The organism is Kitasatospora sp. NPDC058444, from assembly GCF_042721415.1.
Taxonomy (GTDB): Bacteria; Actinomycetota; Actinomycetes; order Streptomycetales; family Streptomycetaceae; genus Kitasatospora.
In genome coordinates, this window is record NZ_JBHXLL010000004.1 from 119,803 (window position 1) to 141,582 (window position 21,780).

General features: G+C 74.1%; 21 protein-coding genes. 18 read left to right on the forward strand and 3 right to left on the reverse strand.

Features of this window, described 5'->3' with window-relative positions:
* Window positions 1–306 precede the first annotated feature (306 nt).
* From ACFWP2_RS06915 to ACFWP2_RS06940, 6 genes are all read left to right on the forward strand, one after another.
* Complete coding sequence (locus ACFWP2_RS06915) at window positions 307–3,345, forward strand: nitrate- and nitrite sensing domain-containing protein (RefSeq protein WP_380449159.1); 3,039 nt, start codon at window positions 307–309, stop codon at window positions 3,343–3,345.
* Window positions 3,342–3,761, forward strand: coding sequence for a roadblock/LC7 domain-containing protein (locus tag ACFWP2_RS06920; protein WP_049652175.1), 420 nt, complete (start codon window positions 3,342–3,344; stop codon window positions 3,759–3,761). The genes ACFWP2_RS06915 and ACFWP2_RS06920 overlap by 4 nt, the downstream gene beginning before the upstream one ends.
* Before the next feature lie 8 nt (window positions 3,762–3,769).
* A complete protein-coding gene (locus ACFWP2_RS06925; protein ID WP_380449161.1) occupies window positions 3,770–4,351 on the forward strand; it encodes a DUF742 domain-containing protein in 582 nt (193 codons plus the stop codon).
* Window positions 4,332–5,006 (forward strand): ATP/GTP-binding protein, encoded by a 675-nt coding sequence (locus ACFWP2_RS06930; protein ID WP_380449163.1) that lies wholly within the window; start codon window positions 4,332–4,334, stop codon window positions 5,004–5,006. Before ACFWP2_RS06925 ends, ACFWP2_RS06930 begins: the two co-directional genes overlap by 20 nt.
* 445 nt (window positions 5,007–5,451) lie before the next feature.
* Window positions 5,452–5,625: a hypothetical protein gene (locus tag ACFWP2_RS06935; RefSeq protein ID WP_380449165.1), complete on the forward strand. Its 174-nt coding sequence runs from the start codon at window positions 5,452–5,454 to the stop codon at window positions 5,623–5,625.
* Between the two features lie 658 nt (window positions 5,626–6,283).
* Complete coding sequence (locus ACFWP2_RS06940) at window positions 6,284–7,030, forward strand: winged helix-turn-helix domain-containing protein (protein WP_380449390.1); 747 nt, start codon at window positions 6,284–6,286, stop codon at window positions 7,028–7,030.
* A 190-nt stretch (window positions 7,031–7,220) separates the two neighbouring features.
* On the opposite strand, the gene ACFWP2_RS06945 is transcribed toward ACFWP2_RS06940, so the two are convergent.
* On the reverse strand, window positions 7,221–8,003 hold the full coding sequence (locus ACFWP2_RS06945) for an IclR family transcriptional regulator (RefSeq protein WP_380449167.1): 783 nt from the start codon (window positions 8,001–8,003) through the stop codon (window positions 7,221–7,223).
* A gap of 448 nt (window positions 8,004–8,451) precedes the next feature.
* Between ACFWP2_RS06945 and ACFWP2_RS06950 the strand changes: the two genes are divergently transcribed.
* The 6 genes from ACFWP2_RS06950 to ACFWP2_RS06975 all read left to right on the forward strand — a co-directional run bounded on the left by ACFWP2_RS06950 (window position 8,452) and on the right by ACFWP2_RS06975 (window position 14,461).
* Window positions 8,452–9,537 carry an ABC transporter substrate-binding protein gene (locus ACFWP2_RS06950; protein WP_380449169.1) on the forward strand — a complete coding sequence of 362 codons (1,086 nt, stop codon included), beginning with the start codon at window positions 8,452–8,454 and terminating at the stop codon, window positions 9,535–9,537.
* A 78-nt stretch (window positions 9,538–9,615) separates the two neighbouring features.
* A complete protein-coding gene (locus ACFWP2_RS06955) occupies window positions 9,616–10,644 on the forward strand; it encodes an NrtA/SsuA/CpmA family ABC transporter substrate-binding protein (RefSeq protein ID WP_380449171.1) in 1,029 nt (342 codons plus the stop codon).
* Window positions 10,641–11,507 (forward strand): ABC transporter permease, encoded by an 867-nt coding sequence (locus tag ACFWP2_RS06960; protein WP_380449173.1) that lies wholly within the window; start codon window positions 10,641–10,643, stop codon window positions 11,505–11,507. Before ACFWP2_RS06955 ends, ACFWP2_RS06960 begins: the two co-directional genes overlap by 4 nt.
* Window positions 11,504–12,319: an ABC transporter ATP-binding protein gene (locus ACFWP2_RS06965; RefSeq protein ID WP_380449175.1), complete on the forward strand. Its 816-nt coding sequence runs from the start codon at window positions 11,504–11,506 to the stop codon at window positions 12,317–12,319. The genes ACFWP2_RS06960 and ACFWP2_RS06965 overlap by 4 nt, the downstream gene beginning before the upstream one ends.
* Before the next feature lie 144 nt (window positions 12,320–12,463).
* Window positions 12,464–13,369, forward strand: coding sequence for an ABC transporter substrate-binding protein (locus ACFWP2_RS06970; protein WP_380449177.1), 906 nt, complete (start codon window positions 12,464–12,466; stop codon window positions 13,367–13,369).
* A 3-nt stretch (window positions 13,370–13,372) separates the two neighbouring features.
* Window positions 13,373–14,461: an LLM class flavin-dependent oxidoreductase gene (locus tag ACFWP2_RS06975; RefSeq protein WP_380449179.1), complete on the forward strand. Its 1,089-nt coding sequence runs from the start codon at window positions 13,373–13,375 to the stop codon at window positions 14,459–14,461.
* Between the two features lie 157 nt (window positions 14,462–14,618).
* Here ACFWP2_RS06975 and ACFWP2_RS06980 read toward each other — a convergent pair whose 3' ends face one another.
* Complete coding sequence (locus ACFWP2_RS06980) at window positions 14,619–15,611, reverse strand: aldo/keto reductase (RefSeq protein WP_380449181.1); 993 nt, start codon at window positions 15,609–15,611, stop codon at window positions 14,619–14,621.
* A 469-nt stretch (window positions 15,612–16,080) separates the two neighbouring features.
* Between ACFWP2_RS06980 and ACFWP2_RS06985 the strand changes: the two genes are divergently transcribed.
* From ACFWP2_RS06985 to ACFWP2_RS07010, 6 genes are all read left to right on the forward strand, one after another.
* Window positions 16,081–17,100 carry an LLM class flavin-dependent oxidoreductase gene (locus ACFWP2_RS06985; RefSeq protein ID WP_380449183.1) on the forward strand — a complete coding sequence of 340 codons (1,020 nt, stop codon included), beginning with the start codon at window positions 16,081–16,083 and terminating at the stop codon, window positions 17,098–17,100.
* Between the two features lie 358 nt (window positions 17,101–17,458).
* On the forward strand, window positions 17,459–18,025 hold the full coding sequence (locus ACFWP2_RS06990) for a TetR/AcrR family transcriptional regulator (protein WP_380449185.1): 567 nt from the start codon (window positions 17,459–17,461) through the stop codon (window positions 18,023–18,025).
* 101 nt (window positions 18,026–18,126) lie between these two features.
* A complete protein-coding gene (locus ACFWP2_RS06995) occupies window positions 18,127–18,780 on the forward strand; it encodes a DUF4865 family protein (RefSeq protein WP_380449187.1) in 654 nt (217 codons plus the stop codon).
* A gap of 17 nt (window positions 18,781–18,797) precedes the next feature.
* Window positions 18,798–19,268, forward strand: a complete 471-nt coding sequence (locus ACFWP2_RS07000) for a carboxymuconolactone decarboxylase family protein (protein WP_380449189.1) — start codon at window positions 18,798–18,800, stop codon at window positions 19,266–19,268.
* Window positions 19,265–20,209, forward strand: coding sequence for a phosphotriesterase (locus ACFWP2_RS07005; RefSeq protein ID WP_380449191.1), 945 nt, complete (start codon window positions 19,265–19,267; stop codon window positions 20,207–20,209). The genes ACFWP2_RS07000 and ACFWP2_RS07005 overlap by 4 nt, the downstream gene beginning before the upstream one ends.
* A gap of 77 nt (window positions 20,210–20,286) precedes the next feature.
* Window positions 20,287–20,778 (forward strand): GNAT family N-acetyltransferase, encoded by a 492-nt coding sequence (locus tag ACFWP2_RS07010; RefSeq protein WP_380449193.1) that lies wholly within the window; start codon window positions 20,287–20,289, stop codon window positions 20,776–20,778.
* Window positions 20,779–20,962: 184 nt separating this feature from the next.
* Here ACFWP2_RS07010 and ACFWP2_RS07015 read toward each other — a convergent pair whose 3' ends face one another.
* Complete coding sequence (locus tag ACFWP2_RS07015; protein WP_380449196.1) at window positions 20,963–21,727, reverse strand: SDR family NAD(P)-dependent oxidoreductase; 765 nt, start codon at window positions 21,725–21,727, stop codon at window positions 20,963–20,965.
* Window positions 21,728–21,780 lie beyond the last annotated feature (53 nt).

The window sequence follows — 21,780 nt, forward strand, 5'->3', positions numbered from 1 at the left end:
CGGCGAGATCGGCACCGGCCGCCTCCGGTGGTGCCGCACCCGGAGGCCTGGTGTCCGGTTTCTGACGTGTGCGGGACGAGACCGGCGGGCGGACTGGTTCGCCCCTCGAACGAGTGGTGGGGGCGTAGTAGAGTCTCGCAGACCTGTGGCCGGGAGCCCCTCCTCCGACCTTTCCCCGACACCCTCCGAGGCTCCCACCACGCCCGCTCCCCGCTCCCGTCGTTCCCCGCTCCCACCGATCCCCATCTCTCCCACCGCTCCCACCGCTCCCCGTCCGCGCCTGGCACTTCCCCGACTGAGGACTCCATGCGTCTGCGCAGCAGCTCGATCCGCGCGAAGATCATCGCGCTGCTCCTGGTGCCCATCGTCGCGCTCACCGCGCTGTGGGCGTACGCGACGATCGCCACCACCGGGGACGCCTGGAACCAGCTCGGGATCAGTCGTACGTACAAGGAGTTCGCGGGGCCGGTCGACCAGTACACCGGCGACCTGCAGAACGAGCGCCGCGCCGCCGTCCAGCGACTGGCCGACCCGCGCTCGCCGGCCGCCAGGGAGGCCTACGAACGGTCCAAGGCCGCCACCGACCGCAGTCTGGACGTGCTGCGGCAGAAGAAGGACGGCTCCGGCGGCAAACTCTCCGCCCCCCAGCGCGGCCGCTTCGTGCAGATCATCGCCGCCGCCGACCAGCTGGGACCGCTGCGCGCCCAGGTCGGCCGCTCCGCGCTGAACTGGGAGTTCGCGCTCGGCCAGTACAGCGACCTGGTCAAGCCGGTGTTCGGCTTCCGGTCCGCCTACGTCGCCCGGCAGAGCGGCCAACTCCCCCGGCAGGGCACCATCCTGATCGAGCTGGTGCGCGCCCGGGAGTACCTGTCGCAGGAGGACGCGGCGATGGAGGGCCTGCGCACCGGCGCCGCCAAGCCCACCGCCGAGCAGTACCAGGTCGCGCTGGACGCCCTGCACAACCAGCAGGCGCTGTTCACCGTCTACGTCGCCGAGCTCGACCCCGCCGACCAGTCCGACTACGCCGCGCTGCGCGGCGGGGAGGCCTGGGGCGCGCTGGCCCGCGCCGAGGCGGACTTCGTCGGTGCCGGCGGACCCGACCGCGTGGTCCAGTCGCTCAACAGCGACTCCTGGCGGGAGACCGCCGACCGGGCGCTCGGTGACCTCACCTCGATCAACAGCCGGATCTCCGCCGGACTGGACGAGCGCGCGCGGTCCGCGGCGATCGGGATGCTCTGGCGCGGCGGCATCGCCGGTGCGGTCGGTCTGGTCGCGGTGGTGCTGTCCATCATGATCTCCTTCCGGATCGGCCGCGGCCTGGCCCGCGAGCTGATCGGCCTGCGCAACGCGGCCGACGAGCTGGCCGGCACCCGGCTGCCGTCCGTCATGCTGCGGCTGCGCCGCGGCGAGCCGGTGGACGTGGCCACCGAGGCCCCCGAGCTCCACTTCGGGAACGCCGAGATCGGCCAGGTCGGCCAGGCCTTCAACGCGGTGCAGCGGGCCGCCGTCGAGGCCGCCGTCGAACAGGCGGAACTGCGGCGCGGGGTCTCGGCGGTGTTCGTCAACCTGGCCCGGCGCAGCCAGGTGCTGCTGCACCGCCAGCTCACCCTGCTCGACACCATGGAGCGCCGTACCGAGGACCCGGCGGAGCTGGAGGACCTCTTCAAGGTCGACCACCTCACCACCCGCATGCGCCGCCACGCCGAGGGCCTGATCATCCTGGCCGGCGGTTCGCCAGGCCGTGCCTGGCGCAAGCCGGTCCGGATGGTGGACGTGGTCCGGGCGGCGGTCGGCGAGGTCGAGGACTACGCCCGGGTGATCGTCCGGCCGTTCCCCGGCACCGGCCTGCTCGGCAGCGCCGTCGCCGACGTCACCCACCTGGTCGCCGAACTCGTCGAGAACGCCGCGGTGTTCTCCCCGCCGAACACCCAGGTCACCGTCCAGGGCGAGGTGGTGGCGCACGGCTTCGCGCTGGAGATCGACGACCGCGGCCTCGGGCTGAGCGAGCAGCTGCTCGCCGAGATCAACGAACGCCTCGCCGTGGAGCAGGAGTTCGACCTCGCCGACACCGACCGGCTGGGCCTGTTCGTGGTCAGCCGACTCGCCCGGCGGCACGGCATCCGGGTGCACCTGCGGCCGTCCCCGTACGGCGGGACGACGGCGGTCGTGCTGATCCCGCGCGAACTGCTCGCGGAGGCGCCGGACGGGAAGCCGGAGCCGGGCGCGGGCGGGCAGCGGCCCGCGGCGGGCGGCCGGCGCGGGCCGCGGGACCTGGTCGCCGTGCCCGGGTCGGGCGGCTCCGCCAGGGCCGGCGCCGGTACGGGGGCCGCTGCCGGTACGGGGGCCGGAGGCCGTACCGGCACCGACGCCGCCGGTGAGGCGGGCGGCAGGCACCGCGGGACGACCGGCGGGCCGAGGCCGTCCGTGCCGGAGGCGGGCCGTACGGCGGGCGGGCTGCCGCGCCGGGTCGCACGGGGCAACGGCGGGCCGGTGCTGGTCCCCGCGCCCGCGGCGGACACCGAGGACGCGTCGGGGACGGGGCGGCACCGGCGGGAGGACGTCGCGGTGGCGGCGGCCGAGGCGGCCGTCGCGGCGGCGGAGGCTGCCGGGAGCGCCGGACTCGCTGGGGGTGCCGGGACCGCCGGGACCGGCCTGGCGGCCGACCCGGCTGCTGCTGCCCAGGCTGCGCCCGTGGATGCACCCCGGACGGCGGGCGGACTGCCCAGGCGGGTCCGCCAGGCGAACCTGGCACCGCAGCTCAGGGACCAGCTCACCGAGCAGCTGAAGGAACGGTTCCGCAACGGGGCCGGAGCCGACGGCGGGGCCGGCGGAGCGTCGACCGCGGACGCCCGGGACGCCCGGGACCCCGGCAACGGCGGGGAGACCCGAGAGGTCCGGGAGCGTTCGCCCGAGGAGGCCAGGGCCACCTTCGCCTCGTTCCAGCGCGGCTTCACCCGGGGCCGCGGCGCCACGGCTCCGGCGGACCGCACGAGCGCGGCCCCGGGCCGCGCCGGTGCGCCGGCGGACCGCCCCGGCGCTCCGTTGACGGATCGTCCCGGCACGCCCGACGATCGTGCCGTGCGCGGGAACGGACGACCCACCGCCGTACCGGCCTGGCAGTCGCCGGACCGGTCCCGGCGGGCGATCGGCCCCGCGCCCGCACCGGCGGCGCTGCCCGCGCCGCAGGACACCGGACGGGCACCGCTCGCCCGTCGGGTGCCACCCGGGCAGCCGGTCCGCCGGAACCCGGAAACCGGCGCGCCCGCGCCACCCGCCGTACCCGAACCACCTGCTGTACCCGCTCCACACGCACCACCCGCTCCAGCGGAAGGAACTGATTCATGACCACGTCGATGCAGTCGTCAGGGGACCTCAACTGGCTCCTGGACGACCTGGTGGGGCGCGTCGCTGCCCTGCGGCACGCGGTGATCCTCTCCAACGACGGCCTGGCCACCGGTGCCTCCCGCGATCTCGACCGCGAGGACGCCGAGCACCTGGCCGCCGTCGCCGCCGGATTCCACAGCCTGGCGAAGGGCGCCGGCGGGCACTTCAAGGTCGGTGGCGTCCGGCAGACCATGGTGGAGCTGGACGAGGCCTTCCTCTTCATCACGGCCGCCGGCGACGGCAGCTGTCTGGCCGTGCTGAGCGAGGCCGAGGCGGACATCGGCCAGATCGCGTACGAGATGGCGCTGCTGGTCAAGCGGGTCGGCGAGCACATGGCCGCCGAGCCTCGCACCGAAACCGCCCCGCCGGTGAGATGAGCGGTCCGATGGCGGATCCGACGGCGGATGTGCCGGACGGCCCGGAGACGTCGGACGGCCCCCAGGTGCCGGTGGGCACGGCCGGGCCGTCCGGCGACGGCGGTACGGGCGGTACGGGCGGACCGGACCGCCCGGGGGCGTCGGCGGAGGACGGGCAGGCGGACCCGGACGGGCCCGACGTCGACCTCTTCCGGCCGCGCACCCCGGTCGACGACCGCTGGTTCGACGACGAGGCCGGCCCGGTGGTGCGGCTCTACTCGATGACCCGCGGCCGCACCCGGCCGGTCGAGGAGGGGCTGTTCGACCTGATCTCGCTGGTCACCGCCGTCGAGCCCGGGCCGGTCGCGGGGGCCGTGCCCGCGCACGTCCTCGACCCGGAGCACCAGACGCTGCTCACCCTGTGCCGCAGCGAGCCGCTCTCCGTCGCCGAGCTCGGCTCCTACACCGACCTGCCGGTCAGTGTGGTGCGGGTCCTGCTCGGCGACCTCTACGACGCCGAGCTGATCAGCGTCACCCGACCCGTTCCGCTCGCCGAGCTGCCGGACGAGCGCCTGCTGCGAGACGTGATCAATGGACTCCGTGCGCTCTGACCCCCACGCCCGACCGGTCGGCACCGCGCCCCACCGGGTCGCCACCGCGTCCCACCCGGCGGACGCCAACGACCCGCGCTGGCGCGGCGGTCCGGCCGTCGCGGTGAAGATCCTGGTCGCGGGCGGCTTCGGCGCGGGCAAGACCACCCTGGTCGGCTCGGTCAGCGAGATCCGACCGCTGCGCACCGAGGAGGAGCTCAGCGAACTGGGCCGTCCGGTGGACGACACCTCGGGGGTGGAGGCGAAGCGCACCACCACCGTCGCGATGGACTTCGGCCGGATCGACCTGCGGCCGGGCCTCGCGCTCTACCTGTTCGGCACGCCCGGGCAGGACCGGTTCTGGTTCGTCTGGGACGAGCTGGCCCGTGGCGCGCTCGGCGCTCTGGTGCTCGCGGACACCCGGCGGCTGGCCGACTGCTTCCCGTCGGTCGACTTCTTCGAGCGGCGCGGCATTCCGTTCCTGGTCGCGGTGAACTGCTTCGAGGGCACCGAGCGGTTCGCGCCGGACGAGGTCCGCGAGGCGCTCGACCTCGACCCGGACATCCCGGTGCTGCTCTGCGACGCGCGGCTGCGGCAGGACGGCAAGGACCTGCTCGTCGCGCTGGTCGAGCACGCCGCTGCCCTCCGGCACCGCCGCGCCCCGGTGGGCGCCTGAGGGCGGCTCGGCCCGCCGTCGGGCGTGGGGGCGGCCTGAGCCGGCGGAGCGTCGGCAGTGCGCCTGCGGTGCGTCGACCGTGCGCCGGCCGTGCGCTGGCGGTGCGTCGGCCGTGCGTCGGCCGTGCGCCGGCGGTATGGCGGCCGTACGTCGGTTGAGCGAGGAGTCGGCAGGTGGGCGCGCCGACCTGCCGGTTCCACCCGTCGTCTCATTCTTTTGTCCGCATCCCGGACGATCACTGTGCCGAAGGTTGCCTAGACCCGCCCGGCCGTGGAAGGCTCTGTGGACGAAGGCCGCCCGGCCATGCCGTCGGGAGCGCCGGAAACACCCCGTTCGCACGGGTGTTGCCACCGGCGGACGGCCTTCGACGAACCGGCGAGGCATCGTCGGCGGGCGCCGGAACCGGTGCGCCGCCGTGTGGAGAACGAAGGGGGAGGGCAGCCGGATGAACGTCGGCAGGCGACGCATCATCACCGCCGTGCCCGGTTCCCCCGTGCCCGGTGTCCTCATGTCCGGTGTTCTCATGCCCGGCGCTGCCGTGCCCGGCGCCGCCGATCCGGCGCTCACCGTCCGCCGCTACATCGACCACGCGCTGACCTGCAGCGCGTGTTGTCGCTGATCGGCCCGACCTCCCCGGTGCGTCCCCGGCGCTGACGGCCCACCCGGCCCACCGTCCGACGCACCGCCGACACCCGTCGACCAGGCCGTAGCGGACCGCCCACCGGCGTGCCCGCGGGCCGACCATCCGGACCCGCCCAGCGGAGAGACCACGTGAACATCGTCTGCCCCAGCACCGCCCCCGGCATCTTCGGCCGTACTCGAACGACCGGTACGGCCCCCGCGATGCGCGCGGACGGACGGACCGGACGGTGGAACCGGCGCGGAAGCCGCGCCGTGGACAGTCGACGAGGACGTCTCGACCTCGAGCCGTTCTGGCCGTCCCGGCAGCCGCACCTGTTCGATCAGACGTGTCCCGGCTCGCCCAGCGCGTCCCGGCCCTCCGCCCGCTGACCAGGTTCGCTCCGGTCCAGCCCAGGCAGTACGCCCGGTCGACGCGCAGACGACTCCACCCCGTCCGTCACGCGCGAAATGAGCGGCACACCATGTCTTCTTCCTCCACGGCCACCCTGCCCCTGCCCACCGCGACCCCGCACCTGCGCGCGGTCCGCTCCGTCCCGCCGGTCACCTCGGTCCCGCCGGTCTCCTCCGTCCCCGCGACCGTGCCGGTCGGTCCCGGCGCGTCCCGGACCGCGGGACCGTCCGTCCCCCCGGCGCCGGTGTCCGACCGGTGGCCCGGCGCGACGGCCCGCCCGTCCCACGCCCGCCCGTCCCACGTCCGCCCGCCCCAGGCCGGCCCGGTCCGCCCGGCCGCCGTCCCGGCGCCCGCCGGTCCCCAGCCCGGCGCGGTGGTCCCGCAGGTGCCCCAGGCACTGCTCGCCGCGCTGCCGGAGGGGGCGGCCGTCGTCGCCACCCTGCCGCAGGGCGTGCTGCCGCAGGGGCTGCTCGCCCAGTACGGTGCGCAGTTCGGCGGTCTGAACGGCAGCCCGATGGTCGGGTACCTGGTGCTGGTGCCGGCCGAGAGTCCGGCGGTGGGGACCGTCGGGCTGCCCGGGGTTCCGGCCGTCGCCGGGGCTCACCCGGCTCCCGGTGCGCACTCGGCTCCCGGCGCGCACTCGGCGGCCGGCGGTGCCGCTGCCCACGCCGTCGCGGGGGTCCGTCAGGTCCGCCCGGCCGGGCGCGGCATCGCCGTCGACACCGAGCGGCGCAACGCGTACGTCGACGGGCGGCTGCTCGACCTCACCTACCTGGAGTTCGAGCTGCTGGCCCACCTCACCGAGCACCCGCAGCGGGTGCACACCCGGGACCACCTGGTCTCCGCGGTCTGGGGGTACGGCCACGTCGGGGACGGGCGGACGGTCGACGTGCACGTCGCCCGGCTGCGCCGCAAGCTCGGACCGGCCTACCGGGACACCATCGTGACGGTCCGCCGGGTCGGCTACAAGTACACCCCGGCCGCGGTCTGACGGTCGTCCGGCACCGGCCGTCCGTCCACTGACCACCTGCCGCCGTCCGTCCACCACCGCCGTCCGCCCACCGACCGCCCGGCGGTCGCAGCCCGTTGCCGGCGGGCCGCCACCGTCGTGTCCGAGCGGCGGGTCGCTCGTCCCGGACGTGGACGGGCGGCCCGCCGCTCCGTCGTGCGCCGACGGATCGTCAGGGGCGCTGGTCCGGCGGCAGTAGGAGGACGGCGAGCGCGTCGGCGCAGCTGCGGGCGTGGCCGAGGAACCAGTCCAGTCGGTCGTCGGTGAGGTGTGCGGGCGTCGAGCGGACGGCGAGGGCGAACCGCGCCTGCCCGGTGCCGTCCAGGACGGGCACGGCGACCGTCCGCACCCCGGCGGCCGACTCGCCGTCGTTGAGTGCGTACCCGGCCGCCCGGACCTTCGCCAACTCCTCCTCCAGGAGCGATGGTTCGGTGATCGTGCGATCGGTGAAGGAGAGCAGCGGGCCCAACGCCGACGGTGTCGTCTCGCCCGGGCGGGGCCAGGCCAGCAGGACCTTGCCGAGGGCCGTGGAGTGCAGTGGTCGGCGCAGGCCCAGCCCGGTGTCCGGACGGACCGAGCCGCCGACCAGGATCACCGCGTGCGCGCCGCTGCGAATCGCCAGGTCGGTGGTCGCCTTGGTGCGCCGGGACAGCAGTTCCAGCTCGGGCCCGGCCAGGTGCAGTCCACGCTGGTGGAAGGTGAGCTGGCCGAGTTCGGCGACGGCCGGACCGAGCCGGTAGCGGGCGGTCTGTTCGTCCTGCTCCAGGAAGCCGGCGCTGACCAGCGTGCGGGCCAGTCGGTGCGCGGTGGAGACCGACAGGCCCATCCGGCGGGCCAGGTCCGAGGCGCTGAGGTCGGGGCCGTTGTCGTGGAAGCAGTGCAGCAGTCCGAGTGCGCGCTGGACGGCCTGCGCACCGGCCGGCGGACTCTGGACGGCGGTGGCGGCCTCGGCCATGGCACCTCGCGTTTCGGTTCGGAGCTCCGGACGGGCGGCCGGAGGCGGTCTCAGCGTAGGGCAGCCAGTGCTGCGGGAATGTGTCGACGACGTTGCAATGGAATGGCGTTGATGAACAACTGATCCCACCATGTGGCAAGAGCTTGCTTCCGGCGCGCCTGCCGTGGAACGCTCCTGGCATCGCCCCGAACGGCCACCCGGCCTCGGCGGCGCCCGTCCACGACTCTACGGAAGGAGATGCACCGTGACGTCCCACCGGTGTCTCCCCTCCCGTGCGTGTTGTCGCTGAACGACCCCTCCCGCGCCGTCCGTCCCAACCCGCGGCACCTTCCCCTCCCGCATCGTGGCGCACAACTCCCTTGTGCGCCAGGCCTCATGGGCCGAGGTGCGGTCATCGATCCCGAATTCCTCCGGCCGTCGTCGGAGCCCCCGTAGAGGACCGACTCCGTTGTCCAGTCGCACCCAGAACGCCTCCTCGCTTCCCGACACCCTCTGGTTCACCCGCTGCCCGGTGCCCACCGCGACCGGGATCGCCGCCGACCAGGGCCGACTCGCCCGCGAGTTCGCCGCCGACGGCATCGCGGTCCGCTCCCTCCAGGACGCCCCGCCCGAGGTGGCCGCGGACCACCACTACACCCACGCGCTGACCGGTCTGTTCCGGGAGGGCGGGAACGTCCCCGCGCTGTGGGCCCGTTCGCGGGGCGAGCCGACCAGGCTGATCGGTCTCACCTGGATCGAGGAGCGCCAGGTGGTGCTGGTCCGGGCCGGCAGCGGCATCACCGAGCCCGGGCAACTGCGCGGACTGCGGCTGGCAGTGCCACATCATGACATCGGCATCGACTTCTGGCGGGCGATGGCGCTGGCCGGCCTCCGTGGCGCCCTCGGGCTCGCGGGCCTGACCCTGGCGGACGCCGAACTGGTGGAGGTCCCCGGCGCCGAGAGCGGCGGGCAGTGGTCCGCCGAGCTGGCCGCACTGCGGGACGGCACGGTGGACGCGGTGTACGTGAAGGGGGCGCTCGCCGTCGAGGCGGCCCGCCGGATCGGTGCGGAGGTGGCCGTGGAACTGGATGCGGTGCCGGACCGCCGGGCCCGGGTCAACAACGGCACGCCCCGGCCGATCACCGTCCACCAGCGGCTGTTGGACGAACATCCCGAGCTGGTGGCCCGCTTCCTCGCCGTGCTGCTGGAGGCCGCCGACTGGGCGGCGGACCATCCGGAGGAGGTGGGCCGGATCCTGCAGGCCGAGACCGGTGCCGGGGCCGAGGGCGTCGCCGGGGCCTACGCGCCGGGCAGCCATCGCACCCTGCGCCTCGACCTGTCGGCGGAGCGGCTGGAGCTGCTGGCGCTGCAGGAACGATTCCTCAGGGAGCAGGGCTTCCTCGCCGCGTCGGTGGACGTCCAGGCCTGGGCGGACCCGGAGCCGCTGCGTGCGGCCCGCGAGTTGCTGCGGCTGCGGCTGCGGCTGCGGCGTGCGGATGAGGATGCCGGTGCGGGTTCCGGTGGCGGTGGCGGTCGGACCGCAGGCTTCAGGTAACAGCGTTCAGCCAACAGATTTCGAAAGTTGTCAGCTGTCAGCCGTCGGCTGTCATCTGTCACTCACTTGGAGACCCCCGTGAAGACCCCTCGTTCCGCCCTCGCCGCCACCGCGCTGTTCGCCTCCGCCACCCTGGCCGCCTGCGGCTCGTCCGCCGACGGGGCCAAGGCCTCCGCCGAAGGCGGGTCCGGCGGCAAGGCCGGGGTCGTGCTCCGCCTGCCCGATCCCGGCAACAACGGCTTCCTGGCCCGCGGCAAGAAGGACGGTTCGCTGGACCGGGCCCTGGCCGAGGTCCACGCCAAGGTCGCCTGGACCGGCAGCGCCGGCCCCTTCGCCCCCGCCGCCCAGGCCCTCTCCGCCGACCAACTGGACGTCGCCCAGGGTTCGATCACCTCGGCCGTCGCCGCACTCGCCCAGAAGCCCGGCTTCAAGCTGTTCGCCCAGACCGCGCCCGACGGCGTCGGCGAGGGGATCCTGGTGAAGAACGACTCGCCCATCAAGTCCGTCCAGGACCTGGTCGGCAGGAAGGTCGCCGTCTCCCAGGGCGGCACCAGCGAGTACCTGCTGCTCAAGGCGCTGGCGAAGAACGGCGTCCCGGCCGACAAGGTGGAGCGGGTCTACCTGCGCGCCGACCAGACCTCCGGCGTCTTCAACTCCGGCCAGGTGGACGCCTGGGCGACCTGGAACACCTTCTCGACGCCCGCCATCGCCAACGCCGGTGCGCACTTCCTGGTCAACGGCCAGGAGGTGGGATCCGACAACTACGCGGTCTGGGCGGTGCGCAACGGCTTCGCCGACAAGCACCCCGAGGTGGTGAAGGCCTTCTACGCCTACCTGCGGGAGAACGGCGGGAAGGAGAAGGCCGACCCGGCCGGCTACCTCAACGTGTTCACCGACGCCGGCCCGACCGCCGTCACCCCTGCGGAGAAGGACGTCGCGGTGAACGTGAGCAGGCAGGGTGCCCCGGCCGACGCGATCTCCGACGCCGACACCGCCCGCTTCGGGACGGTCGCCCAGTTCTTCGCCGACCAGAAGGTCACCAAGCAGCTGGTGGACGTCAAGCCGTACCTGATCGACGTCAACAAGCTCGGGGACGGTGCCAAGTGACCACCGCAACCGGGAAGTTCACGCCCGAAGGCGCCCGGTCCGCGCCGACGTCCGGTCTGGTCGCCCCGCGCGGCCGGCGGCGCCGGCCCCGACCCCGCGCACTCGCCGTGACCCTGCGGACCATCGGTCCGCTCGCCCTGCTCGGCGGCTGGGCACTCGCCTCCGCCACCGGCGCACTCACCCAGGACGTGCTCGCCTCGCCCGCCCAGGTCGCCCAGGCGGTGGGGGAGTTGTGGGGAAACGGCCAGCTGACCGATGCCCTGTCCGTCTCCCTCACCCGCGCCGGGCTCGGACTGTTCTTCGGCGCGACCACCGGGCTGGTGCTCGGCGTCGTCACCGGATTCACCCGCCTCGGCGAGGAGTTGCTCGACTCCGCGATCCAGGTCCTGCGCACCGTGCCATTCCTGGCCCTCGTCCCGCTGTTCATGGTGTGGTTCGGCATCACCGAGACCGCGAAGGTCGCCCTGATCGGGGTCGCCACCAGCTTCCCGATGTACGTGTCCGCCTCGGGCGGGGTCCGCAGCACCGACCGCAAGCTGGTCGAGGCGATGCGCAGCTTCGGCCTCGGCCGCTGGGCGATCGTCCGCACGGTCGTGCTGCCCGGCGCGCTGCCCTCGCTGCTGTCCGGACTGCGCCTGTCGATGACGCTCAGCGTGATCGCCCTGATCGCCGCCGAGGAGATCAACTCCACCGAAGGCATCGGCTACTTGATGGCACAGGCGCAGAACTACTCGCGCACCGACGTCCTCGCCGTCTGCATCCTGATCTACGGGCTGCTCGGCCTCGCCGCGGACGGCATCGTCCGACTCCTGGAGCGCGTGCTGATGCCGTGGCGCCAGGTCGTCCAGGGAGCGTCCCGATGACTGCCGACACGTTCACCACCGCCACGTCCGCGCCCTCCGCGCCCTCCGCGCCCTCCGCGCCCTCCGCCGCCTCCTCCGCGCCGTTTTCGCCGTCCTCCCCGCCGGCGACCGAGGAGACGGCCCCGGCCGTCCACCTGCGCGGTCTGCGCCGGGTGTTCGGCACCCGGGCGGTGCTCGACGGGGTCGACCTCTCCATCGCCCGCGGGGAGTTCGTCGCCCTGCTGGGTGCGAGCGGCACCGGCAAGACCACGCTGCTGCGCATCCTCGGGGCGCTCGACCAGGCGGACGAGGGCACCGTGCTCGTCCCGCCGATCCGTACCGTGGTGTTCCAGGAGCCCCGACTGGTGCCTTCCAAGCGGGTGCTGGCGAACGTCACGGTCGGCCTGCCGCGCGGCGCCGCGACCCGGGAGACCGGGCTGAAGGCGCTCGCCGAGGTCGGCCTGGAACGGCACGCCGAGGCCTGGCCGGCCACCCTGTCGGGCGGTGAGGCGCAGCGCGTCGCACTCGCCCGGGCACTTGTCAGAGAGCCGCAACTCCTTTTGCTCGACGAACCGTTCGCCGCCCTGGACGCGCTCACCCGGCTGCGCATGCAGGACCTCGTCGGCGACCTGGTGCGGCGCCACCGCCCGGCGGTGCTGCTGGTCACCCACGACGTGGAGGAAGCCGTCCGGCTCGCCGACCGGGTCGTGGTCCTGCGCGACGGACTGCTCGCCCGGGACGAAGCCGTCGCCGTCGACCGCCCGCGCGACCCGGCCGACCCCGCCTTCGCCGACCTGCGTCGCCGGCTGCTCGCCGACCTCGGCGTCCACTGACGCCCGCCATCCACCTGGATCAGCCTCGATCCACCTGGATCCGCCCGGATCCACGTCGATCCCGCTTGTCCTCCCGATTCCCCGTTGCCCTCCCGATTCCCCCGACTTCCGACAAACCGAGTCCGCACCACCGGAGTTGACCAGATGACCGTAACCCTCGGCGTCCACGCCAGCAACCCGTCGCTCTACTACCTCGCCCGACTCCCGTACCTGGACGAAGAGCTGGCCCCGCTCGGCGAGACCGGCGCCTTCCACCACTACGCGGACGGCACCCGCACCGGCGCTCTGCTCGCCGAGGGCGTCATCGACTTCGGCGGCACCGGCTCCACCCCGCCGATCACGGCCCAGGCGGCCGGCCACGACCTGGTCTACGCGGCCGTCTCCGCGCCCCGCCCGGACCACGGCGCCCTGCTGGTGCTGGACTCCGGCCCGGTGCGGACGGTCGAGGACCTCAAGGGCACCACCGTCGTCCTCGCCGTCGGCTCCTGGCAGACCCACCTGCTCGCCAAGGCCCTGCACGCGCGGGGGCTTTCGTACGGCGGCGACGTCACCCCGGAGCGCCCGGCGGCCGGTCAGGACCAGGCCCGGCGGCTGCGCGAGGGCGAGATCGCCGGCTGGATCGCCCAGGGCGCCGAACTCGCCGCCGCCCGCCGCACCGGGGAGTTCCGCGAGCTGGTCCGCACCGGTGACGTCATCACCGACCGCTCGGTGTTCTTCACCCGCCGGGAGTTCGCGACCGGGCGCCCCGAGGTGGTGGCCGCGATCGCGGCCGCACTGCGCCGGGCGGACACCTGGGCGGCCGCCAACCCGGCAGAGGCGGCCGCGATCGCCGCCGAGGAGCTGGGCGGCACGGCCGCCGACTGGCGGTCCGCGCTGGCCGCGCTGCCCTGGCGGCTGGAGCCCGCCACCGCCGGGTTCGTCGCCGAGCAGCAGGAGGCCGCGGACATCTTCCACGGAGTGGGATTCATCGACCGGATACTGACCGTCGCCGACGCCCACCTCCCCGCGCTGGAGGCCCCGGTGGCCGCCGCGCTCGCGAAGGCGGTCTGATCCATGGCCTCCGAAGTCCTCTGGTACATCATCCCGCGCGAGGGCCACTACCCCTGGGAACCGGCCGGGCGCCGCCCGGTGGACCTCGGCTACCTCCAGCAACTGGCGGGCAGTGTCGAACGGTTGGGCTACACCGGCGCCCTGCTCGCGACCGACCTGTACGACGTCTGGACGCTCGGCAGCGCGCTCGCGGCCGCCACCACCCCCGCCTTCAAGCCGTTGTTGGCCGTCCACCCGGGGCTGGTCTCGCCCACCCTGCTGGCCAAGATGGCGCTCAGCTTCGACCACCTGCACGGCGGCCGACTGCGCTTCAACGTGGTGAACGGCTCGACCGCGCAGCTGCGCGAGTACGGCCTAGCCGTCGAACACGACGACCGCTACCGGCTCAGCGGTGAGTACTGGTCGATCGTCAAGCGCCTCACGGCGGGTGAAGTCTTCGACCACAAGGGCGAGTTCTACGAGCTGAAGGACGCGGGCGCGAGCCTGCGCGAACTGGCCCCGGCGCAGCCCGGCGGCATTCCGCTCTGGTTCGGCGGCAGCTCGGCGGCCGGCATCGAGATGGCGGCCCAGCACGTGGACGTCTATTTGACCTGGGGTGAGCCGCCGCACCTGCTCAAGGAGAAGCTGGACCTGGTCCGGGAGCGGGCGGCCGCTCACGGCCGGACCCTGCGGATCGGGCTGCGGCTGCACCTGATCGTCCGCGACACCGAGGACGAGGCCTGGGCGGCCGCCGACCGGCTGTTGGACGTCACCAGCGAGGCCACCTACGCGCGCCAGCTGGGCGGCGCGAAGGCGGAGGACGGGATCGGCTGGCAGCGGCAGTTCCGCCAGCACGGCGGGAAGGTGCCGGCGCGGGCTCGGGAGCTGGAGGCCTACCCCAACCTCTGGCCGGGGATGAGTCTGTTCCGCCCCGGGCCCGGTACGGCGGTGGTCGGTTCGACGACCCAGGTGATCGAGCGCCTGCAGGAGTTCGAGGCGCTGGGCGTCGACACCTTCATCCTCTCGGGCAACCCGCTTCTGGAGGAGGCCCACCGGGTTGCAGAAACGGTTCTGCCCGCCCTGGGCATCAAGCGGCCGGGGTCCGGTGGCTGACAGGCGGCAGATGACAGCTGACAGGTAACGGACGACGGATGACAGCTGACAGATTTCGAAATCTGTCAGCTGTCATCCGTCGCTTGTCAGCCGTCAGCCGTCAGCCGTCAGCCGTCAGCCGGTGTCCGCCGGCCTCCGGTCGGCGCCTCCGCCCCTCTCAGCTGCTCAGCCGGTCGATCTCCGCCAGCTCCTCCGCCGTCAGCGGCCCTCCCGCCAGCGCGTCGAGGTTCTGGTCCAGCTGGGCCACGCTGCTCGCGCCGATGATCACCGAGACCACCCGCGGGTCCCGCAGCACCCAGCACAGCGCCAGCTGCGCCAGCGACTGGCCACGTCGCTCGGCGACCTTGGCCAGCGCCCGCAGCTGCTCCAGCTTCCGTTCGGTCAGTGCCTTCTCGGTGAGGAACTTCCCGACCGACATCCGCGAGCCCGCCGGAACCGTCCCGGTCAGGTAGCGGTCGGTCAGCAGCCCCTGAGCGAGCGGCGAGTAGGCGATGAGGCTGGTCTGGGTGTCGCCCACCGCGTCCAGCACGCCGCCCTCCTCCACGGACCGGTTGAGGATCGAGTACGCCGACTGGTTCATCAACACCGGCGTCCCCAGCTCGCGCAGGATCGCCACCGCCTCCCGGTGCTGCTCCGCCGGGTAGTTGGAGATCGCCGCGTACAGCGCCTTGCCCGAGCGCACCGCGCTGTCCAGCGCCCCCATCGTCTCCTCGATCGGGGTGTCCGGGTCGTACCGGTGCGAGTAGAAGACGTCGACGTAGTCCAGCCCCATCCGCTCCAGCGACTGGTCGAGGCTGGCCAGCAGGTACTTGCGGCTGCCGCCGTTGCCGTACGGGCCGGGCCACATGTCCCAGCCGGCCTTGGTCGCGATGAACAGCTCGTCGCGGTACGGCCGGAAGTCCTGGGCGAACAGGTAGCCGAAGTTGCGCTCGGCGCTGCCGTACGGCGGGCCGTAGTTGTTCGCCAGGTCGAAGTGGGTGACGCCCCGGTCGAAGGCGCGGCGCAGCACGGCCCGCTGCACCTCCAGCGGCTGGGCGTCACCGAAGTTGTGCCAGAGCCCGAGCGAGACGGCGGGCAGCTGGACGCCGCTGCGGCCGGCCTTCCGGTAGGTCATCGAGTCGTAGCGGTCGTCCGCGGCGAGGTAGGTCATGCCGGACATCTTGCCAGCCCGGCCGCGGCGGCTGGAGCCTTGCCCCGCTCCCGGCCGGTGCCTATGCTCGCGGAGGATCGTGCGCGTGCGAGGCGAGGGGAGGCGAGATGACAGTCCGGACCGTGACCGTGACCGTGAGCGTGACCGCGCCCGGGCCCGTTGCCGTCGTCGCGGCCCGCTGTTGTTGTCGCCGCCTCCGCAGCACCGACCGCTGACCCCACCCGCGAGCCCCGCCGCCCGAGCGGCCCACCGCCCGCCCCGTCAGCCGTTCCGCCGGTGCCGCCCGTGAGAGCGCAGCGCCGGACCACACAACGGCTCCCCTCGCTCCGCTCTCCGCGCGGCCCATCGCGTTCGGGGACGCCACCGGCCCCGCCGATCCCGTCCCCGGCTGCTCAGCCCGTCCTCGGCCAGGTCCGAGCCCGTCCCTGGCCCGTCCCGAGCCCGACCCGAGCGCCCCAAGGAGACCGCCGTGCGGTTCACCGTCTCGTCCCTCGTCGCCAACGCCCCCGACCCGGTCACCGGCGTGCGGCGCACCCCGCAGCAGAAACTGCACAACGTCATCGACCAGGCGGTCCTCGCCGAGCGGCTCGGTTACGACGGCTACGGCGTGGGGGAGCGGCACGGTGAGCCGTTCCTCTCCCCGGCGCCGCCCCTGCTGCTCAGCGCCATCGCCGCCCGTACCTCCACCATCCGGCTGTTCACCGCGGTGACGGTGCTCAGCGTCCTGGACCCGGTCCGGGTCGCCGAGGACTACGCGATGCTCGACCAACTCTCCGGAGGCCGGATCGAGTTGATCGTCGGCAAGGGCAACGACCCGCGCCACTTCGGCCTGTTCGGCCTCCCCGAGGAGCGCCAGTGGGAGGCGCTCGCGGAGAACTACGGTCTGCTGCGCAGGCTCTGGCGCGAGGAGAAGGTGACCTGGGAGGGCTCGACCCGTCCGCCGCTCGCGGCTGCCACCGTCTGGCCGCGCCCGCTCCAGGATCCGATCCCGGTGTGGCACGGCAGCGCGACCAGCACGCGGTCGACCGACCTCGCGGCCCGCTACGGCGACCCGCTCTTCTCCGCCAACTCCTTCCACCCGCTGGAGAAGTACCGGACGCTGGTCGACCACTACCGCGAGCGCTGGGAGCACTACGGGCACGACCCGGCGCGGGCCCGAGTGGGCGCGAGCTTCGGCGGGCTGTACGTCGCCAGGCGCTCCCAGGACGCCGTCGAGGGCTTCCGTCCGTACTGGGACGCGCTGTTCGACTCGGCCGCGGGCCGGCACAACAACTCGCCGTTCACCTCGCTCGAGGACGCGCTGGAGCGCGGCTCGGCGCTGGTCGGCAGTCCGCAGCAGGTGATCGAGAAGATCCACCGCTACCACGAGGCCTTCGGCAACGAGGTGGTCGGCATCGGGGTCGACGCGCTCACCGAAGGGGCGCAGCGCGAGCAACTGGAGCTGTTCGCGAGCGAGGTGGCGCCGGAGATCCGCCGCGCGCTGCCGTAGCGGCTCGGAGTCGTTGTCCGCCCGCCCGCGCAATGCGCCGTGCACCCCCTACGCGGGGTGACGCCGGCGACCGTCCGTGACGTGACGCGCGCCACCAGGTGCGCCGGAATGCCGTTCGGCCGGGCGGGGGATGACGAACGGTCGAGGGGCCGTGGCCGCCGGGGGGCGGCGCACGGCCCTCAACCGTTCCGCCTGGCGAGGGAGCCCCGGGAGATCCCGAAAGAAACCGAGAGAACCCGGGAGACCGCCCGACCGTCCGGAGCTGGAGCTGGAGCTGGAGCTGGAGCCCGTCCGGAGCCGGAGCCCGGGCGGAGTCCGCACTGGCCTTCTGTACCTACTGGTATGTACAGTGATCCGCATGAGCACCCAGGACCGCCTCATCGAGAGCACCCAGGCCCTCCTCTGGGAGCGCGGCTACGTCGGCACCAGCCCCAAGGCCATCCAGCAGCGCTCCGGGGTCGGCCAGGGCAGCATGTACCACCACTTCACCGGCAAGCCCGACCTCGCGGCCGCCGCCCTGTGCCGCAGCGCCGAGCAGATGCGGGGCGTCGCCGAGGCCGACCTCGCCGCCCCCGGCACCGCCTACGACCGGATCGCCGCCTACCTGCACCGCGACCGCGACGTCCTGCGCGGCTGCCGGATCGGCCGGATGGCCCAGGACCCGGACGTGGTCGCCGATCCGTTCCTGCGCGCGCCGGTCGAGGAGACCTTCGACTGGCTGCGCGGCCGGATCGCCGGACTGATCGCCGACGGTCAGGCGGACGGTGAGTTCGCTCCCGGCCTCGACCCGGCGGACACCGCCGCCGCCGTGGTCGCCGTCGTTCAGGGCGGCTACGTCCTGGCCCGCGCCGCCGACAGCGTCGAGCCGTTCGAGCGGGCCGTCCGCGGCGCCCTCGGACTGCTCGCGGCACACCGCGCGGCCTGAGTCGCCAGGACTGCCCGCCGGGCTTGCCCGCCTGGCCTGCCCACCGGGCGGCCCCCCCGTCGGACACCTTGCCGGACCGGTAGAACCCGAGGAGCCCCGCCGTGCACGCCATGCAGTACGAGATCACCCTCCCCGCCGACTACGACATGGGCATCATCCGCAAGCGCGTCGCCGACAAGGGCCACCTGCTCGACGCGTACCCCGGCCTCGGTCTCAAGGCCTACCTGGTCCGCGAGCGCGGCCGGCAGGGCTCGCCGGTCAACCAGTACGCGCCGTTCTACCTCTGGCGCACCGCCGAGGGCATGAACAGCTTCCTCTGGGGGCCGGGTTTCCGCGGTCTGAGCGCCGATTTCGGCCGCCCCGCCGTCCGGCACTGGCTCGGCGCGGGCCTGGCCCACGGCGCGTCGGGAGCCTCGTCCGCGTCGGCACCGGCATCGGTATTGGTATCGGCGACTGCACCGGCGTCAGTGACAGCGGAGCCCGCGCCCGGGCCGCCGACCACCGCCACCCGCGAGACCGTACGGCTGCCGGAGTCCGCCGACCCGGCCGAGGCCGTCGAGCGGGCGCTCGCCGACCTGCCCGCGCACCCGGCCCTGCACACCGCCGCCGTGGCCGTCGACCCGAGCCGCTGGGAACTGCTCCGCTTCGCCCTCTGGCACGGCCCGGCCCCCGAGGGCGAGCCCGGCGTCCGCTACCGGGTGCTGCACCTGTCCCACCCCGAACTCGACCGGCTGCCGGCCGGCCGCCACTGGTGAAAGGACCCACCGCCCCGATGTCCTCCGCGACCGCTCCCGCCGGCACCGCACTCACCCCGGCCCCGTTCGACCGCGCGGCCGGTCACGCCCTGCTCGCCGAACTCGCGGGTCCGGGCGCCGGTGCCACCCTCGGGGGCCTGGACGCCCTCGCCCCAGGCTTCCCCGACTGGATCGTCACCAGCCTCTTCGGCGGCACCTACCAGCGCCCCGGTCTGGCCCTGCGCGACCGCCAGCTCGCCAATCTGGCCGCCCTCACCGCGCTCGGCGGCGTCGAGCCACAGCTGGCCGACCACGTCCGCTACAGCCGGCGGATCGGGCTGACGGAGGCGGAGATCACCGAGGTCATGGTCCACCTCGCGCCGTACGTCGGCCTCCCCAAGGCACTGGCAGGCCTGCGTGTCGCCACCGCCACCTTCGCCGAGGACGACGCGAACGCCGCCGACACCGCGACCCACCCCGAGGCTGACACCGAGGAGGCCCAGGCATGAGCCGCACCGTCCGTACGGTCCTCGGAGACCTGGACCCCGCCGACCTCGGGGTCACCGACTCCCACGACCACCTCTTCATCCGCAGCCCGCTGCTCCCCGGCCAGGAGCTGGACGATCCGGCCGCCGCCGAGGACGTCCTGCGCGCCTACGCCGCCGCCGGTGGCCGTACCTTCGTCCAGTGGACCCCGCTCGGCCTGGGCCGGGGCGCGGACTCCCTCGCCGCGCTCTCCCGCGCGACCGGCGTCCACGTCGTCGCCGCCACCGGCGCGCACCAGGCGGTCCACTACCCGCCGGGCTTCTTCCCGGAATCCGGCGCCGAGCAGGCCGAGCGCCCCGGCGCGTACGCCGGCCTCGCGGAACGCTTCGTCGCCGAACTGACCACCGGTCTGCCCGGCGCGCCCGAGGGGGTCCGGGCCGGACTGATCAAGGTCGCGGGCGATCCGGGGCTCGCCGGCCGGCACACCCGGTGGACGATGGCCGCGGCGGCCGAGGCCCACCACGCCACCGGCGCCCCGATCGCCGTCCACCTCGAAGCCGACGGCGATCCGCGCTGGGTCCTGCACCGGCTGCACGATCGGCACGGCGTCCGGCCCGACCGGATCATCCTCGGCCACCTCACCCGGCTCCCCGACCGGGCGCTGCACGGGGCCCTGGCCGCCGAGGGAGTGCATCTCGCGCTGGACAGCCCCTCCCGGGCCGGCCATCCCGGCGACCACCAGGCCTTCGACGTGATCACCGACCTGGTCGAGGCGGGCCACGCCGGCCGGCTGCTGCTCGGCGCCGACACCACCACCCGGACCGCCCGAGCCGCCGGCGGCCCGGTCGGCCTGCTCACCGACCTCGTCCCGCGCCTCGCCCGCAGCTACGGCCCGGACCTGCCCGAGCTGCTCCTCGTCACCAACCCGGCCGCCGCCTTCGCCGCCGACTGGCGCAAGCCGTAGGGCCCCGCCGGCTCTGCCGGCCGGCCAGGGGAGCGGACCGGCAGCCGCCAGGCCAGGCGTCCTCTACGGTGCCGGACATGGTGACGTTGACGCTCAGAACCCTCACGACCGCCGACTGGCCGCTCTGGCGGGACCTCCGCCTCGCCGCCCTGACCGGTGCGCCGGACGCCTTCAAGGCCGGCCTGACCGACTGGCACGAGGGCGGCGAGGACCGCTGGCGCGATCGGCTCCGCCTGCCGGACGCCCTCCACGTCGCGGCCCTCCTGGACGACGATCCGGTGGGACTGGTCGGCGGACTGCCCGGATCGCCGGACGGCGTACGGGAGTTGCGCTCGCTCTGGGTCGCTCCGCGGGCACGTGGCCGGGGCGTCGCGGACCGTCTCGTCGAGGAGGTCGAGCGCTGGGCCCGGGCCACCGGCGGCACCACGCTCCGCCTCGCCGTGCTCCCCGGCAACCACCCGGCGCTCGCCCTCTACCGCCGCCACGGCTTCGCCCTGCTCGCGGAGCCCGGCGAGCTGCTCGCCGACGGGCTCACCCGCGAACTCCTCCTGGCGAAGCCCTTGCGGTGACCGCTGACCACTGACCACTGACCACGGACCACTGACCGCCGCTCCGCCCCGGCTCGGAACCGGGGCGGCGGTCGGTCGGTCCTGACCCCGCCGTCAAGCGGAACGGCGGGGCCGACCGGTGGGGCGACCGATGGGGTGCCCGGCGTCGACCCGCCGGTCGAGTGAGCTCACGTGTCGAGCGACCTCACATGTGGGTGCCGCCGTCGATGCGCAACTCGGTGCCGGTGACGAAGGCGCCGTCGTCGGAGGCGAGCATGGCGATCACGCCGGCCACCGTCTCCGGGCCGGCGAAGCCCCGGCCGAGGGCGGGGGAGAGCTTGGCCAGCAGGCTGAAGTCGGCGTCGGCGGGCAGGCCGGGGTTGTGGGTCATGCCGCTGTCGATGCTGCCCGGCGCGACGCAGACCGCGCGCAGGCCCTGCTTCGAGTACTCCGAGGCGATGGCGTGGGTGAAGGACTGGATGCCGCCCTTGGTCGCGGCGTACGCGGCCATGTAGGGGTGGGCGAAGCTCGCGGAGGTGGAGCTGAAGTTGACCACCACGCCCTTGCCGCCGGCGAGCAGCGCGGGGAGCGCCTCGCGGGTCATCAGGAAGGTGCCGGTCAGGTTGACCGCGAGGAGCTTGTTCCAGAACTCCAGGCTGGTCTCGTGGGTGTGCGAGGAGCGGAGGATGCCGGCCGCGTTGACCAGCACGTCCAGGCCGCCCAGACCGGCGATCGCCTCGGCCACGCCCGCGACGACGGCCGCCTCGTCCGAGATGTCCAGCACCTGGATGGTCAGGCGGTCCGCGGTGCCCTCGGTGGTGGCGCGGTCCAGGGTCCTCTTCAGGCCGTCCTCGTCGACGTCGACGGCGACGACCTTCCCGCCCTCGGCGAGGATCCGGTGCACGGTGGCCTGGCCGATGCCCGAGCCGCCGCCGGTGATCAGGACGTTCCGTCCGCTGAAGCGCTCCATGGTGGTACTCCGTTCGTTCGTGGTCTCTCGACCTCAGGAGGCACGTTACGCCC